This is a genomic window from Vibrio antiquarius, assembly GCF_000024825.1.
In the GTDB taxonomy this organism is placed as follows: domain Bacteria; phylum Pseudomonadota; class Gammaproteobacteria; order Enterobacterales; family Vibrionaceae; genus Vibrio; species Vibrio diabolicus.
The window spans coordinates 758,761-775,034 of record NC_013457.1 but is presented as its reverse complement, the minus strand read 5'-3'; the positions used below and the strand labels follow the sequence as shown (position 1 = coordinate 775,034).

12 protein-coding genes are annotated in these 16,274 nt (G+C 46.1%); 2 read left to right on the top strand and 10 right to left on the bottom strand.

Annotated features, from left to right (window positions below; translation table 11 throughout):
• Nucleotides 1-599 precede the first annotated feature (599 nt).
• The 6 genes from VEA_RS18315 to VEA_RS18290 are packed head-to-tail and all read right to left on the bottom strand — an operon-like array spanning nt 600 to nt 5,860.
• Nucleotides 600-1,259, bottom strand: a complete 660-nt coding sequence (locus VEA_RS18315) for an HAD family hydrolase (RefSeq protein WP_006741366.1) — start codon at nt 1,257-1,259, stop codon at nt 600-602.
• A 2-nt stretch (nt 1,260-1,261) separates the two neighbouring features.
• The gene (locus tag VEA_RS18310) at nt 1,262-2,281 is read right to left on the bottom strand and encodes an ABC transporter ATP-binding protein (protein ID WP_006741367.1); all 1,020 of its coding nucleotides are present in this window, start codon (nt 2,279-2,281) and stop codon (nt 1,262-1,264) included.
• Nucleotides 2,278-3,066, bottom strand: a complete 789-nt coding sequence (locus VEA_RS18305; RefSeq protein WP_006741368.1) for an ABC transporter permease — start codon at nt 3,064-3,066, stop codon at nt 2,278-2,280. The genes VEA_RS18310 and VEA_RS18305 overlap by 4 nt, the downstream gene beginning before the upstream one ends.
• Nucleotides 3,067-3,068: 2 nt before the next feature.
• Entirely contained in the window at nt 3,069-3,959 is an 891-nt protein-coding gene (locus VEA_RS18300) for an ABC transporter permease (RefSeq protein ID WP_006741369.1), read from the bottom strand.
• Nucleotides 3,956-4,780 carry an alkaline phosphatase family protein gene (locus VEA_RS18295; protein WP_006741370.1) on the bottom strand — a complete coding sequence of 275 codons (825 nt, stop codon included), beginning with the start codon at nt 4,778-4,780 and terminating at the stop codon, nt 3,956-3,958. Before VEA_RS18295 ends, VEA_RS18300 begins: the two co-directional genes overlap by 4 nt.
• A 12-nt stretch (nt 4,781-4,792) precedes the next feature.
• Nucleotides 4,793-5,860, bottom strand: a complete 1,068-nt coding sequence (locus VEA_RS18290) for an ABC transporter substrate-binding protein (RefSeq protein WP_006741371.1) — start codon at nt 5,858-5,860, stop codon at nt 4,793-4,795.
• Nucleotides 5,861-6,070: 210 nt separating this feature from the next.
• Here VEA_RS18290 and VEA_RS18285 point away from each other — a divergent pair, with 210 nt between their 5' ends.
• Nucleotides 6,071-6,799: a UTRA domain-containing protein gene (locus tag VEA_RS18285; protein WP_006741372.1), complete on the top strand. Its 729-nt coding sequence runs from the start codon at nt 6,071-6,073 to the stop codon at nt 6,797-6,799.
• 62 nt (nt 6,800-6,861) lie between these two features.
• Here VEA_RS18285 and VEA_RS18280 read toward each other — a convergent pair whose 3' ends face one another.
• Entirely contained in the window at nt 6,862-8,448 is a 1,587-nt protein-coding gene (locus VEA_RS18280; RefSeq protein ID WP_005392697.1) for a BCCT family transporter, read from the bottom strand.
• 304 nt (nt 8,449-8,752) lie between these two features.
• Between VEA_RS18280 and VEA_RS18275 the strand changes: the two genes are divergently transcribed.
• Entirely contained in the window at nt 8,753-11,161 is a 2,409-nt protein-coding gene (locus tag VEA_RS18275) for a beta-mannosidase (RefSeq protein ID WP_006741373.1), read from the top strand.
• Between the two features lie 101 nt (nt 11,162-11,262).
• On the opposite strand, the gene VEA_RS18270 is transcribed toward VEA_RS18275, so the two are convergent.
• The 3 genes from VEA_RS18270 to VEA_RS18260 form a co-directional block, all read right to left on the bottom strand.
• Nucleotides 11,263-11,517 carry a hypothetical protein gene (locus VEA_RS18270; RefSeq protein WP_006741374.1) on the bottom strand — a complete coding sequence of 85 codons (255 nt, stop codon included), beginning with the start codon at nt 11,515-11,517 and terminating at the stop codon, nt 11,263-11,265.
• Between the two features lie 185 nt (nt 11,518-11,702).
• Nucleotides 11,703-13,205 (bottom strand): efflux transporter outer membrane subunit, encoded by a 1,503-nt coding sequence (locus VEA_RS18265; protein WP_006741375.1) that lies wholly within the window; start codon nt 13,203-13,205, stop codon nt 11,703-11,705.
• Nucleotides 13,202-16,264, bottom strand: a complete 3,063-nt coding sequence (locus VEA_RS18260; RefSeq protein ID WP_006741376.1) for an efflux RND transporter permease subunit — start codon at nt 16,262-16,264, stop codon at nt 13,202-13,204. Before VEA_RS18260 ends, VEA_RS18265 begins: the two co-directional genes overlap by 4 nt.
• Between the last annotated feature and the right edge of the window lie 10 nt (nt 16,265-16,274).

Here is a 16,274-nt window from a genome sequence, read left to right as displayed (position 1 = left end):
GTTCAGTGCTAGTTAGCAGTAAGCACTGACCTTGTTGCTCTACTTGCCAGCCTTTAAGGCTGGCTTTTTTGTTTTTACTACCAGACCAATAAAGCTGGAAGAAAAAAGCCCGCAAAGAATTTCCTCTGCGGGCGTAATAAAGGGCACCAAATTGGGTGTCTATTCATTTTGGAGGTGGTCGAACGTCCATATAAAACTGACAATAGGCTTGGTGAGAGGCTTACCACCAGCGCGACCAACGGAGCTAAAGTTAACATTGTTGCAATGATTGTTAAAATGTTAATTCTTCAATCAATGTTTTCATTATCGTTAGTCTGGATTGTGAATATGTTGTTCTATTGTTCCTGGAATGCTTGACTGTCGAATTTGAATACATCATGAGATATAGATGGCCCTTTCTTTATCCATTTTGGTTATATAAATCTTGTCATATCACACTGCTAAATCTTCATTATTTTTAATAATTCGACATGGATTACGCCATTTTGTTACTGGTGTGTTTGTTTTTCGATGGTCTCAAATTTGAGTTCACGTATAACCAGGCAATTAAAGGAAAAGAGCAGCAGTTCGCTGCCCTTTATTGCTATAAAGACCGAAGGCTAATTCCAACGTAATAGCGTCCAATGTGATCGATTCGCGTGTTCTTTGAGGCGTGGGCATGGATTTACAAGGTAGGTGTAATCTGCATATTCACATAAAGGCAAATCGTTGATTGAATCGGTATAGAAATGGATTTCAGAATAAGGCTCAGGCTGATTTTTTAGCCACTGTTTTAAGCGCGTGACTTTACCTTCACGATAACTAGGGACACCGTCGATTTCAGCAGTATAACGGTTGTCTTTCTCGATTAAATCGATGCCGAGTGCGATTGGAATATTAAGACGGCGACCAACGGCTTCCACCAAAAAAGTGACGCTGGCAGAGATGATAACCATATCTATACCATCACGAGACAGTTGCTCAATCAGGGTTTTGGCTTGAGGAAACTGTTTAGCCAGAATATGGCTTTCAACACATTCTTCAACCAAGGCGTTTACTTCTTCAATCGGCATGTTTTCTAGTGGCTTCATGGAGAACGCTAGGTAATCTTCCATGTCCATTTTGCCTTCAGAGTACAAGGCCATTAGACGCTGATCTTCCTTAATAAATAAAGGATCAGTCGCGATGCCTCTCTCAACCATAAACTCGTTCCAAATCATTGCGCAGTCAGCGTTTATTAGGGTTTCATCCATATCAAAAACATACAAAGGTTTGGACATGTTTAGGCTCTCACTGGTTGAATTTCGTTTAGGTTAAAGAGTAGCTCTAGTTGGCTGCCATTCGCTAGTAAGCGTTCTGAAGAGCGGTTAAGCAAGTCAACAGTGAGCTCACACTCTTCAACGTTCACTTGATAGCGAATAACATTACCTAGAAGCTGGTGGTTGGTGATCGTACCTACTTGTGGCGCTGAGATGTGGCTATCATATTGACGACCTTGCTCTTTTACATATATAGACTCTGGGCGAATCGCTACTTTCCATTCGGTATCAATGTTGAAGAGTTGCTTGGCTTTATTGGCTTCTACAAGGTTGTAGTGTCCCATGAAACCGGCCACAAACTCGTTAGCAGGATGAGTATAAATTTCTTCAGGTGTTCCTGCTTGAACAATTTCCCCTTTACTCATTAGGAAGATACGATCAGACATAATCATCGCCTCTTCTTGGTCATGAGTTACGAAGATAGTGGTGAGATTCATCTCTTTCTGAATATCTCGGATTTGCTGACGAAGATGTTTGCGGATTTTGGCATCAAGCGCAGAAAGTGGCTCATCAAGCAATAATATGCGAGGTTTCACCACCAACGCTCGGGCGAGTGCGACACGCTGGCGCTGACCGCCAGAAAGTTGATGCGGATAGTGTTTTTCTTTACCTGCCAGATCCACCAGTTTAATGACTTTAGCCACTTCACGTCGAATATCATCATTCGAAAGCTTTTTCATTTTTAAGCCAAATGCAATGTTGCCTTCAACGGTCATATTGGGAAACAGCGCATACGATTGAAAGACCATCCCAATACCACGCTCTTGCGGGGCTTGATGCGTGATATCTTCTCCGTTTACCCAAATCTCGCCTCCATCGACAGGGTTAAGCCCAGCAAGGCTGCGAAGTAGTGTCGATTTACCACAACCGCTAGGGCCCAAAAGCGTAATGAATTCACCTTGCTCGATGTTAAAGTGAATGTCCTCAAATACGGTGTTATCACCAAAACGTTTAGTCAGATTTTTCGCTGTTACGTAGCTCATTGTTTGACTCCTCGGCTGAAACGACTTGCCAACCAAGTCAGTAAAAAAATAAATAGGAAGTAGGTCATCACTAAGGCAGACGTAAAGTGGCCGCTCGTCTGACGCATGTTATACAAGTAGATTTGCAGGGTTTCATAACGTGTGCCGACTAAAATATTGGCGAACACAAACTCTCCCAATAGAAATGAAAATGAAAGGAAAAGCGATGCCATCAATCCTTTTTTGAGGTTAGGTAAAATGACCATCAAAAACGCTTTGGTTGTGCTTGCCCCTAGCAAGTGTGCAGCATCCATTAAATCATTAAGGTTAATTGCTTCGAAGCTATTAGAAATCGCACGATACATGAACGGTAACGCGATGGTGAAATAAGTGCCTATTAAAATCCAAGGGGTACCGATAAGAGATATTTCACTGTCAGCATAAAGTTGAAGCAAGCCGACGGATGACACCACTGGTGGTACAGCGAATGGTAGCAAAATTAGTACGTTCATGAGCTTATCGAGCTTCGGGAAGTAGTAAAACACCACGAATATCGCTGGCAGAACCAGAAGCACACTGAGGGTTAGCGAAGCAATACAAATAAACAGCGAACGCCCAAACGCTTGCAAAAAACGTGGGTCGGTCAGCAATTTAACGTACCAATCAAAAGTGAAACCATCCGGAAGCACCGTGGCGCCCCAGCGTGATGAAAGCGAATAGACAAAGGTCGCTAAAATCGGGATGAGCATGATCCCAACAATGGAATAAACCACTGTTTTATGGAATCGAGTATTAACGTTGTGCATGACTACTTCCTACCTGCATAGCTTTTCGAAATGAGCCATTGGTTAATCACTGTGATAAAGGCAAGTAACGCCATTAGAATCACCGAAATTGCAGCGGCGAGATTAGGTTCAAGGAACAGGTCTCCCGATACCAGACTCGCAATTCGAATTGTGATGACGTTATAGTTACCGGAGGTCAACGCATAAACACTCGCATATGCGCCGATTGCGTTGGCTATTAAGATAATAAAGGTACCGAATAAGGCTGGTGAGAGCACTGGCAGAGCGATTTTCGCCCAATACTGTGATGTTTTGGCTCCCAGTAGCGCAGCGGCTGCTTGCCAATCATCACTCAGCGCGTCAAACGCAGGGTAGAGCAACAACACCGCCAGCGGGATTTGGAAGTAGATGTAAATGGCCAGCAGGCCCCATTTACCATAAAGGTCGAAATCACCGAGTAAGCCATACTGCTTGAGCAAAAGGGTAATCGCCCCATTGGTGCCCAAAATAATAATAAAAGCGAATGACAGAGGTACGCCCGCAAAGTTGCTGCTCATGTTCGTAAACGCAATCACACCGTCGCGGACTTTAGAATCGACTCTGCGTAGAGAAGAGACCAACAAAGTCGCAATGGCTAAGCCAAAAATGCTCGACCACACAGCTAACCACAAGCTGTTGCCAAACGCCTGCATCATGAAGGCGGAGTCGAGCACTTCAATGTAGTTATCTAAGGCAAACTCGCCATCGTAGATAAAGCTGTTTAACAGTACCCAAATCATCGGTGCGAGTTGAAATAGGTAGAAAAACAGCGCGAAAGGCACTAACCAAATGGCTGGCTTAAAGCGCTTTAACCAAGTATTTGCCAAATTTGAGCGTGATTCGCTAGAGCTTGGGGAGAGGACAGAACTGCTCATAGTGCTAACAATTCCTGAGTGTATGGCTTCGTGTGGTCAAGGTTTAGCAATTGACAAACGGTGCCACAAATATCAGTTTGCTTAATATGACAATCCTGATGGGTAAACTTATCGCCAATGACAAACAGAGGAACTTCTCGCTCTTCAGGTAAAATCCCACCGTGAGAAAGATCGTTGTTCATGCCATGATCGCTGGTCACAATGATTTGATACCCATCAGCAAGCCATTGTTCGATGTAGTTGGAAAGAATAATGTCTGCACCTCGCGCACAATTGCGGTATTGGCGAGAGTCTAGGCCAAACTTATGTCCTGTATCGTCGATATTCATCGGATGGATCAGTAAGAAATCAGGTTGATAGCTTCGACGTAAATACTCTGCGTCCAGGAACAAGGCTTCATCAGGATAATGATCCCAATGGTAAAAGCAGCCGTGCTGGATATTCAGAGTTTCATCATGCGTGAAACGATCGCGAACAGGTTCAAATGGCGCGCGATTATAAAGCTCACTGACCCAGTGGTAGGCAGCCGCAGCGGTCACTTTGCCTTGGGATTTTGCCAAACTGAAAATGGAATCGTGTTTGGATAGACGAACGATATTGTTGTTTACGATGCCGCTTTCTACAGGGCGAACGCCCGTTAAAATGCACTCATAAAGTGGGCGAGACATTGAGGGCAACTCACACTGCACAGGATAAAGCGTTGCGCGAGTTTCTTGTTGGGAACGACTTTGTTCTAGAAGACCATTGAGGTAGCCCATGCAATCACGGGCTACCTGATAGTTCAGTCCATCTAGAACAACAAGGATGACCTTATTGCTCATAACGACTTACTCTTATTGCTGGTGGATTAAGACACTTTCTTGCCATTGACGTGGCAGCTTACGTGCGGACTTTTCCCAAGCTGAGAAGTCAGTCACTGGGTGAACATTGCTGTATTGGTCGTTAGCTATTAGCTTGTCTTGTACCGCTTGAGGCAGTGTGATGTTGGTGCGGATTGGACGCGCATAACCTTCTGCTAAGTTGATTTGCCCTTGATCGCTGAAGATGTACTCACGAGCAAGCTTTGCTGCATTAGGGTTCTTCGCATATTTATTGATTATGGTTGTATAACCAGAAATCACAGAGCCATCTTGAGGAATGCTCACTGTAAAGCGGTCGCGGTCAATTTTGTCGCGGTAGTTCAACGCATTGAAGTCCCACATGATCGCCACTTCCACTTCGCCTTTTTCTAGGTTGGCGATGTTCGGATCGGTAAATGAAAGACGACCTTGCTTCGCGAGTTCAGAAAAGAACTTGAGCGCAGGCTTGAGGTTGGATTCGTCCCCACCGTTGGCGAACGCTGCGGCGAGAACCGCGTTGTTTGCCTGTGCTGCTACGCCGACGTCACCTACGGTCACTTTGTAGTCGCCTTGTAATAGGTCATCCCACGTTTTTGGCGCGTCTTTTACGAGGTTATTGTTGGAGATAAAAGAAATAGTGCCAGTGTAAGCAAGTGCCCAATGACCATCTTTGTCTTTTGCCCAATCTGGAATGTCATTCCAAGTGGTTGGTTTGTATGGCTGAGTGACGCCTTTTTTAACCGCTACACGTGCGAAGGCAAAACCTACGTCACCAATGTCTGCGGTCGCGTTTTTCTTCTCAGCTTCGAATTTTGCGATTTCTTGAGCCGAGCTCATATCTGTGTCTTGGTGCTTAAGGTTGTAGTTTGACTTTAAATCAGCCCAAGTGTCTTTCCAGTTCGCCCAACTGTCAGGCATACCTACACTGTAAACCGCCCCTTCTTTTTGTGCTGCGGTAACCAATGACTCAATATCGGCTTCTTTCGCTACTGTTGGTGCTGCAAGCGTTACCGCGATGATTGCCGCTGGTGCAGTAATTGAACGACTTAGCAAAGTTTTCATTGTCTCCATCCTTCTGGACTAGGTCAGTAAGTTCGCTTTGTATGCTATGGATGGAATGTGACGATTTAGCGCAAGTAATTTGACAGTTTTTATGAATTTCTATGGCACTTATATTTCATGCGCTCAATATGTGTTCTGTTGATTAATGTCATATTTTTGTTACTTACACGCCTTATGTTGTTCATCAAATTATCGTTGGACTAGATCAGAATGAGAGCGACAGGCACCGGACAATTTGGTACCCAATTAGGAAAAATTAGAAGCAGCTTAAAGCAGCAGATTCTTTCCGGCATCATGTCGGAAGGACAAAAATTGCCATCAGAAAGAGAGCTCAGTGAACTATTTTCTACGACTCGAATCACTATCAAAGATGCATTGGTGTCTTTAGAAACTGAAGGCCTGATCTACCGAGAAGAGCGTCGTGGCTGGTACGTATCTCCAGAGCGGATCTGTTACAACCCGTTGTCTCGTTCTCACTTCCATCAAATGATTAGAGAGCAGCATCGTATTGCAGAAACCAAGTTACTCAACGTACGAAGTGAAATGGCTGCAGGTGAATATGCAAAATCGTTAGAGGTTGAGCGAATTACCCCAATTTATGTGATTGAACGGTTGCGTTTTATTGATGGGCGAGCGGTATTGTTTGTTGAAAATGTACTCAAATCGGCACTGTTTGAAGGCATATTGTCCGAGAACCTCACCATGTCGCTGACGGGCATTTATCGTGAGAAGTATGGTTACGAGACAAAGCGCTCACGTTTTGATGTGATTCCAACGTCAGCGCCTGCTCATGTCGCTAAAGCGTTGAACTTGGCTGAAGGACAGCCGGTTCTGAAAATTCGTCGAGTAAACTACAAACAAGATGGCAAATTAATGGACTGCGAATTTGAGTATTGGCGTCCAGACGCAGTGATAATTCGCATTGATAGCGTGGGATAAAGTGCAGAATTAAAAAGAGCCCAATGAAGGGCTCTTTTTCGCATATTGGTTAGAGAGGCGGTTTAAACTAGGCCTTGCTCTTTTGCCATTTTACTTGCGATGCCAGGCGCTTTCCAAATGCTTGGCAGCAAAATGAAAGACACAGGCACGGCGGTAATTACAATGAAAGACTGCAATGCAGAAATACCACCAGAGCCCATTGAGATAAGCGCGATAGCGACAATACCCATCATCAAGCCCCAGAATGAGCGAATCACTGCGTTTGGTTCTGTTGAGCCCGTCATTACTACACTGATTGTGTAAGTCATTGAGTCACCCGTCGTCACGATAAATGTTGTCGTTAAGATCAGGAACAGAACCGAAATGATCATTGGATAAGGTAATTCACCCGTAATCGCTAGCAGTGCTGCAGGCAAGTTAAAGCCTTCAAACGCAGATGAAATCAAGCCAGGGTTATCAAGTTCAAACGCAAGGCCACTGCCGCCAACGATACTAAACCAGAAGCAAGTAATCAGCGGTGCTGCGATGCTAATAGACATGATCAATTGGCGAATTGTACGACCACGAGAGATACGAGCAATAAAGATCGCCATCATTGGGCCATAACCGATAAACCAACCCCAGAAGAATACTGTCCACCAGCTTAGCCAGCCCGTATCACCACGGTAAAGCGCCATTGGGAAGAAGTTATCTACCATGCGACCAACGCCTTGTACATAGCCATCAACAATAAAGCTTGTCGGTCCAAAGAACAGGATGTAACCAATTAACAGCACAGACAAAATAATGTTGTAACGACTGACGATTTGAATACCTTTGCTTAAACCGCTTAGTGCGGAAAGGGTATACATCAGGATCGCTGCCATGATAACCATGCTTTGAGTTACGAACGTATCTGGCAGGCCAAACAATGAGTTTAGCGCGTAGCTAATTTGTAAACCTAAGAAGCCGATAGGACCGATGGTTCCTGCTGCTACGGCAATAATGCTACATGCGTCAGCAACATCACCAATCCAGCCTTTAATGGCTTTATCGCCAAACACAGGGTAAAGCAGAGTACGCGGCTTAAGAGGCAGGCCTTTATCGTAATGCAAGTGCATTAAGACAATGGAAGATAGACCACCAAGGATCGCCCAAGCTAAGAAGCCCCAGTGCATAAAAGACTGAGATAGAGCATTGATTGCGGCAGTTTTCGGAGAGGCTTCACCGTATAAAGGTGGGGCAGTCACAAAGTGCGCGATAGGCTCAGCTGCGGCCCAGAACACACCACCACCTGCAAGTAAGGTACAGAGTACAATTGACAACCATTTAAAGTTATCAATATCAGGTTTCGCTAGACCACCTAGACGCACATAACCAGTGCGACCAAACGCAAGAGCCAAACCAATAAGGAAATTCAGAAGAAGCAGTACTTGCCAGTAAGCTCCGAAATATTTAGTAGCAAAGCCGAAGCCGGTGTTAACCATTGCGGTTAGAGAGTCGGTATTCGTTAGGGCAAGTAAAACGAATAGAGTGAGGAAGCTACCACTTAACCAAAAGACAGGATTGGTGAGTTCGAGGCGCTTGAGCAGAGATGGGGGATGAATAGCAGAATAGTCAGCATCCTGAATAGGCGCTGTGTGGGAGGCGGCATTCGTCATATTTGACATAATTACTTCGCTTTTTAGGGCTATGAAGCCGTGCATTTCCCCTCACATCGTTTCGACGAAAAGTGTGAGGATGTTCAAAAAGCCGATGATGTTAACATGTCGAAGTTGCAAATATAACCTTAGATTTTGATTAATTTTTAACAGGTTAGCCAAGTTGCTGATTTTTGGGTAGAGATCAAAGGAAAGTGTTTTTACGTGAAGTGCACCGCATTTCGTATGTAAATAACATTTCCCTTGTTTTTGCATGGATTACTCAGGATTACATTGAGCAAACATGTTTCTTCTCCAAACTGAGGTTTACTCAATGGCTCACTTCGAACTTAATGGACAGTGGTTACTTACCTCGCCACAGCGTCCCGATATTGAAATTCCAATGTTTATTCCGGGCGATAATGTGTCGGCGCTTTTACAAGCAGAGCAGATTCCAGATCCTTATTTTGCCGATAATGAAAACAAAGTTCGATGGATTGAAGAGTGTGAGTGGCATATCTCACGTGAGTTTGACGTCGACGCGTTTACGTTGTCTGCCAAGCAAATTTGGATGACGCTAACTCGTGTCGATACCTTGGCAACCTTCTATATTAATGGTGAGTTAGCACTAACTTGCAGAAACATGTTTACCCAGCAACGTGTGGATATTAAACCGCATTTAAAGCAAGGTACTAACACGATTCGGGTTGAGTTTGCTCGGGTGGATTTAGAAGGTATCGCAAGAGCAAAAAAACTGCCATTTCCTATTCCATCGGCAATGGGCAACAACCAAATTCCACACATGAACTTGATCCGCAAAACACAATGCCATTCCGGATGGGACTGGGGCATTTGCTTGATGGTATCGGGTATTTACGACCCCATTCAAATCGACATTGTGAATGAGCTTTGGCTCAAAGGCTTCTCGACAGAGCAGCAATGGCAAGCCGATGGGAGTGTGTTTCTTGATGTAGTAGTTGAAGTGGAAACGGACAGTCAACGCCATGAAATGATGGTTGAATTTAATGGCGAGCGTCAATGCATTCAAACAAACGGAAGTGGTCACTATCATTGCCAGTTCCACATTTCGGAGCCTCAACGCTGGTGGCCATCGGGTTATGGCGAAGCTTATCTTTACCCCATTACCATTTCTTGCAGAGAGCAAAAGTTAACGCGCAACGTTGGTTTGCGTCAGTTAACCCTAAATAACCAAGCTGATGAACATGGCTCTGCGATGGAATTCATCGTCAATGGCGTACCAATTAATGCCAAAGGTGCCAACTGGATCCCTGTTGACGCAATGCCGGGGCGAGAATGCGAAACACGTTATCGCAACCTTTTGCAAAGTGCGGTTGATGCTAACATGAATATGATACGTGTGTGGGGCGGAGGTCAGTACGAGAGCGAGATCTTTTACAATCTGTGTGATGAGCTCGGCTTGTTAGTATGGCAAGACATGATGTTCGCATGTTCACTGTACCCATCTGATAATGACTTCTTAAAAGAGGTCGAAGGTGAGCTTCGATACCAAATCTCGAGGCTTAAAGAGCACCCATCAATAGCACTTTGGTGTGGTGATAATGAAGTGATTGGAGCTATTGGTTGGTACGAAGAATCTAAGCACAATAAAGTCAAATACACGGTTAACTACGATCGCCTCAACCGCATGATTGAGCAGGTGATTACTGAGCACGATAGCGCTCGTCGTTTCTGGCCAAGTTCCCCGTGTAATGGTGAACTGGATTTCGGTGACGCGTGGCATGATGATAGTAAAGGTGATATGCACTTTTGGGACGTTTGGCATTCAGGAAAATCATTCAATGCCTACCTGGACGTGAATCCTCGTTTTTGCTCTGAGTTTGGTTTTCAATCTTGGCCATCTTTTGCAGAAGTTAAGCAGTTTGTCCCGGAGCAAGATTGGAATATCACGTCCCTAACCTTTGAACAACATCAGAAGAATCCTCGTGGTAACAGTATCATCACAGAGATGTTCACGCGTTATTTCCGTTTTCCCTCTGGATTCGAGAACATGCTGTATTTAAGCCAAGTTCAGCAGGCAATCGCGATCAAAACTGCGTGCGATCATTGGCGTGCCATTTCTCCAGTTTGTCGCGGCATGCTGTACTGGCAACTCAACGACAACTGGCCTGTCAGTTCTTGGTCTAGCTTGGAATACAGTGGTCGTTGGAAGCAGTTGCACTACCATGCAAAACGCTTTTTTGCGCCGCAGTATTTGGTATTTTCCGAGCATACAGGCAAGTTGAGCCTGCATTTGCTCAATGATGCCAAAGAGCCCGCAAGCGTCAACGCACTGCTCAAGTGGGTAGATTGGCAAGGGGAAGAAAAGCAATGTTGGAGCTTAGAACAAACGGTCATAGCAGACAGCAATACGATTTTGTGGCAATTGAATGAATCGGTTGAGAAGGATGAACTTACGTCAGGCTTCCTCTATGTTGAAGCGCAAATCGGTGAAGACAGAATAAGCAACACATGGTTTTGCACTCATGAGCTGAAAACTTTGCCTATGGCAAAAGCCAATATTGATGTCTCTATTGACGGAAGCCAAATTACATTGATTGCTGACAAGCCTGCGTTTTTTGTTCATTTGGAAAGTGATGTTGATGGAAGGTTCAGTGACTCCAGTTTTACTCTGCTGACCAACGTTCCAATGACGGTTGAGTATTTAGGTGATGATGTTTTAGGCATGCAACAGTCGTTGAGGGTATACCACCTTAATGATTAAAACGAGCATAGAACATCTATATGCTGATATCTGGGAAGGGGGCCTTTGCTCCCTTTTTAGTTACCAAGTATCCGTTATTAAGCTCAGGTTGAGACAGAAGTTTATTTAAGTTTCTGATGAATACGGTAGCCAACAACAAAACCTATGTAGAATAGCGCTGCGAGAGTAAGCATTGCCGTCGCGTACGCCAGTAGACTGTTTAACCCTAAACCAAAAGCCAGAGTGAAGGCGATACCATGAATGGCTTCCGCAGGGATTCGGTACCAAGCAGAGTGGACGGAAGATCCGAAGAGGATAAAGGTACTAAGTAAGACAATCGTGCCGCCTATAAAGCCGACCCATCTGCTGTTGTTCATGTTGTAATCTCAGGTGTTACCGAGGTAACGTAACAAAATATTTCAGAGCCGATATTATACAACCGAGAGAGGGTATAGGTGGTAGAAATATTTGCCTCACAAACTAAGAGGCCATCTAAGTGGCCTCTTTTTAACCGATTTAACGGTATCCGTTATGACGCAAAGGTGTGAGGCTTGTAAGAAACCTAACCTTTGGCATTCGTGTCGGGTTGTGCTTCTGGTTGTAGCGTCCAATCACCACCAAGCGATTTGTAGAGCGCAATCGTAGCGTGTGCGGTTTGTAACTTTGCCGCGACTTGCTGATCTTGCATCATGCGTTGCTGACGTTGCGCATCTAAAACCGATAAGTGATCAATCAAGCCTGCTCGGTACAGTGACTTGGCTTTGTTGACGGCGTTATTGGTGGCTTTCAATGCATCACCGATTCGGCGCTGATTTTCTTGGCTGCGACCATAAGTAAACAGCGTGGATTCGGTTTCTGCCAAAGCTGCCTCGACCGTATGTTGATAAGACAATGTCGCCGAATCAAAACGCGCTTGGTTGATGGCTTCAATCGCCTCCCCACGCCCCCCATCGAACAAGTTCCAGCTTACGCCTGCCGCGCCCATCCAACCGAAAGAATCGCTACTGAAAAGATCGTCAAAGCTTGACGCCGACAACCCCGGAGCGCCTGTCAAAAAGAACTTCGGATATTGATCAGCAACACTTGCTGCTAACTCTTCATTGAGCGCGGCCATTTCGCGCTCTGCTAAGCGGATATCGGTACGACGTTTCAACAGATCGGAAGGTAAACCGACCGGCACCATGTCTTGCATGACAGGTACACTATGCTGCTTAGACAGACGGATTTCGACTTGCGTTAGCGGCTCACCAAGCAATACTGCTAAACGATGTTTGTGCGCTTGTTGTGCAATTTCTAACTGCGGAACGAGCGATTCCATCGCCGCAAGCGTGGCCTTTGCTTGGGCTAAATCGAGATCAGAACCGTAGCCGCTGCGCACGACTTTCTCGACGAGGTCGAGTGTAAGTCGTTGATCTTCTAAGTTCGACTTTGCCAACTCAAGGCGCTCGCTTGCACCTTGGTATTGCAAGTAGTTGTGAATCAAATCCGCCGTGATCACTGTGTTCAAGCCGCTTTGATAAATCTGAGCTTGTTCGAGACGAATATGCGCCGCGTTCGCTTGGCGGTCAATGCGCCCAAACAGATCAACTTCCCAAGCGATACTCGCGCCTGCAAATACGCCATCGTGCTGATTATCCATTAGGGTGATGTTACCAATTTGAGGTGGCAGACCCGACACGGAATCACTGAGTGGATTCAATATCGGACCGAGTGAAGAGTCATTTTTACTGAACTGATAGTTCATGTAACCCGCACCGAGATTAATTGTCGGCACCTTGAATGACTCCACCATGGTTTTATAGTTGTTGGCCATTTTCACCCGTTCGGCCGCCACTTTCAGCGGAATGTTTTGGCTCTGTATGTCTTGAACCATTTGATTCAACACCGGATCGTGAAACTTAGTCCACCAAAACTCAACGGGTTGTGAATCGGTACTCAACCCTGCATTTTCGGCGTTCAAGTAGGTTTCTGCCATGCTGGTGGTCGGTGCTTGGTAGTCGGGGCCCACTGCACAGCCCGCTAAACTTAGGGCTAGAACGACAGGCGTTAGAATGAATTTTTTCACGATGACGCCTCCTCTAGCTCAGCGTTGGTTTGTGTGGATGGTGCTTTTTCTTTGTAAGCAAGGCGATACAGCGCAGGCATGACAAACAGTGACAATATGGTTGCGGCAGCCAAGCCTCCGATGATGGTTGCCGCCATTTGGTCAAACAGCAGATCTGACAGCAGCGGGATCATGCCGAGCGCGGTCGTTAACGCACCCATAGAAATTGCCATAGTACGGTTGACCGTGGCTTCTTTAATGGCGTCAGACAAGCTCATGCCATTTGCGCGTTCGAGCTCAATTTGATCCATTAGTACGATGCCATTTTTGATGATCATCCCGGTCAGTGTGATAGCTCCGATCAGCGCCATAAAGCCAAATGGTTTATCGAATCCAAGCAGAGCAAACACAGCCCCTGATGCTGCCAGTGGTAGCGTTGCGAGGATGATGATTGGCTGCTTAAAGCCGTTGAACATCGCAACTAGGATGATCACCATGATCAGCATTGCTTTTGGTTGCTGCTTCATGATGTCGGTGACCGCTTTGTCTTCATCGTAATATTCGCCGCCCCATTCCATGCTATAACCCGCCGGAAGTTGGATAGATTCAACCTGATCTTTAATGGCATTTCTAACGTTCGCTGGTGTGGAGTCTCGGCTCACACCCGCTTGAACCGTGATGGTTTTCACGCGGTCGCGTCGCCAAATCATGCTCTCTTCGGTGACCAGTTCGAATCCATCCACCACTTGACCAAGCGGAACGCTGTTAAAGCCAAGTAGCGAGCGCACAGGTAGCGTTTCTAGTGACGCCATGTTTTGCGATGTGCCACGTAACTGAATTGGAATCAACTCATCATTCAGGTTCATTTGTCCGAGCGGCATGCCGTCTGATGCACGTTTTAGCGCGAAAGCGACATCGGCGCGGTTAATGCCTGCTTGACGCATTTTGTCTTGGTTTAGAATCGGCTTGAGCACTTTGCTTTCTTGGCGCCAATCATCGCGAGTGTATTTTGCATCAGGGTTTGAAGCAAAAATCGTTTTCGCTTCTGCCGCTAGTTGATGTAATACGGTTTCATCCGGACCAGAAAAACGCACCTCAACCGCGAACTTATCTTTGGTTGCCAGCTTCAGCGCTCGAAAGCGAGGTTCGGCATCTGGAAATGCCTTTTTCAGCCAATCATCCCCACGCGTCACCAAGTGACTGATGCTCTCGTAGTCTTTAGTGTTGATCAGAATCTGGCCGTAGGCAGGGTCGAGCGGCTCAGGCTCTACCGTTACCGAGAAGCGAGGTGCACTGGTGCCGACATAGCTAGAGATACTTTCCACTTCTGGTTGTGCGACCAACCATTCTTCAACTTTGCGCATGTCTGCCGAGGTTTGTTCAATCTTGGCACCATTGGGTAGCCAGTAATCGAGAAACACAATTGAACGATCCGACTGAGGAATAAAGTTCACGGCCACATACGGGATTGCCACGGCGGTGACTAAAATTAACGGAACCAAAGCGGCTAATGCTTTACGCGGGTTGTCCACCGTCCAGAATACCAACTGTTTATAACGGCTCGGTTTGGTCTCTTCGCTGTTAGCTTTTGGCTTGATGAACATCCACGCCATTAATACCGTAAACGTCATCGCGACGATCCATGAAAGCAACAGTGACGATGCCACAATGTAGAACACAGAGCTTGCAAACTCGGCGGAGTCGGTTTTGGAGAACAACACTGGGCTTGCGCCCATAATCGCGATGACAGTTGCGCCTAAAAGTGGCACAGCGGTTTCTTTGACGGAATCAATCGCGGCGCGAGTTCGCTCGATACCTTTGTTGAGCTTGGCGATCATCATATCGGTGATCACAATGGCGTTATCCACCAACATGCCCAGTGCGAGAATAAACGTACCTAGCGAGACACGGTGCAAATCGATGCTGGCGATGTTCATGTATACAAGCGTGAGCAAAATCGTCAGGAGCAAGCTTGCGCCAACGATGGTTGCACTCTTAAAGCCCATGAAAACCAACAACACCACAAAAACAATCGCGACACTTTCAAGCAGGTTGCCAACAAAGTCGTCGATAGACTTTTGTACTTCTTCAGGTTGATAAGCAACGGTCGAGATGTCGACACCCAGCGGCAGCGTTGCCTGGTAGTTAGCGATGATGTCTTGAATCGTATCGCCAAGTGACACCACGTTAATGCCTTGAACTGGGCTCACAGCCAAGGTGACAGCGGGCTCTCCGTTGTAGCGGTTTTCTGCCAATGCTGGTGTTTGATACCCCATGGTGATGTCGGCGATGTCACCAAGACGAATCAACCCCGAGCCAAACTCGCCGGTGCCACCATTGATGATTAAATTGCGAATGTCTTCTAGAGACTGAAACTCACTGGTTTGCGCAATACGAATACGCTCTGTACCTGCATCGAATTTTCCCGCTTCGAACGTGCTGTTTTGTGTGCTCAGTTGGTTCCAAACTTGTGCGATCGACAAACCATATTGAGCCAAGCGCTCGTCTGGCATATCGATATGTACAACGCGAGGTTGAATGCCGTGTAGCTCGATCTTTTTGATGCCGTCGACGGCTTTGATTTGGCGTTGCAGCTCTTCGGCGTAGCGACGCAACTCTTCTGGTGCAGCATCTGTGCTGTGGATAGAGAAAAGCATGCCGTAGACTTCAGAGAACTCGTCTTGTACTACGCTGATCTGCGCACTGGAAGGCAGCTGTAGTTTTACATCGTCCACTTTGCGTCTCAATAAGTCCCATTCCTGCGGAAGTGCTTTGGAATTAAGGCTCTCTTTGAGGTCAACAAAGACCATAGATAAACCGGGGCGAGACAATGAGCGCAAGCGATCTAACTCCGCCATTTCCTGCAATTTGGTTTCCACGGTATCGGTGACTTGGTGTTCGACTTCTTCGGCAGATGCACCCGGATAAAGGGTCACGACTACCGCAGTTTTTACCGTAAAGCTCGGGTCTTCCAACTTGCCTAAGTCGAAGTAAGAATAGATGCCAGCGATCACGCTCAATACGATAAAGAACAGAACGAACTTACGTTGGCGAATCGCGAATTCAGCTAAATTGATCATGGATTCGCAC

Excerpts from the sequence above, each read along its gene's own strand:
- VEA_RS18315 (WP_006741366.1), bottom strand. The coding sequence starts at position 1,259 with ATGTCCAAACCTTTGTATGTTTTTGATATGGATGAAACCCTAATAAAC.
- VEA_RS18310 (WP_006741367.1), bottom strand. The coding sequence starts at position 2,281 with ATGAGCTACGTAACAGCGAAAAATCTGACTAAACGTTTTGGTGATAAC.
- VEA_RS18305 (WP_006741368.1), bottom strand. The coding sequence starts at position 3,066 with ATGCACAACGTTAATACTCGATTCCATAAAACAGTGGTTTATTCCATT.
- VEA_RS18300 (WP_006741369.1), bottom strand. The coding sequence starts at position 3,959 with ATGAGCAGTTCTGTCCTCTCCCCAAGCTCTAGCGAATCACGCTCAAAT.
- VEA_RS18295 (WP_006741370.1), bottom strand. The coding sequence starts at position 4,780 with ATGAGCAATAAGGTCATCCTTGTTGTTCTAGATGGACTGAACTATCAG.
- VEA_RS18290 (WP_006741371.1), bottom strand. The coding sequence starts at position 5,860 with ATGAAAACTTTGCTAAGTCGTTCAATTACTGCACCAGCGGCAATCATC.
- VEA_RS18285 (WP_006741372.1), top strand. The coding sequence starts at position 6,071 with ATGAGAGCGACAGGCACCGGACAATTTGGTACCCAATTAGGAAAAATT.
- VEA_RS18280 (WP_005392697.1), bottom strand. The coding sequence starts at position 8,448 with ATGTCAAATATGACGAATGCCGCCTCCCACACAGCGCCTATTCAGGAT.
- VEA_RS18275 (WP_006741373.1), top strand. The coding sequence starts at position 8,753 with ATGGCTCACTTCGAACTTAATGGACAGTGGTTACTTACCTCGCCACAG.
- VEA_RS18270 (WP_006741374.1), bottom strand. The coding sequence starts at position 11,517 with ATGAACAACAGCAGATGGGTCGGCTTTATAGGCGGCACGATTGTCTTA.
- VEA_RS18260 (WP_006741376.1), bottom strand. The coding sequence starts at position 16,264 with ATGATCAATTTAGCTGAATTCGCGATTCGCCAACGTAAGTTCGTTCTG.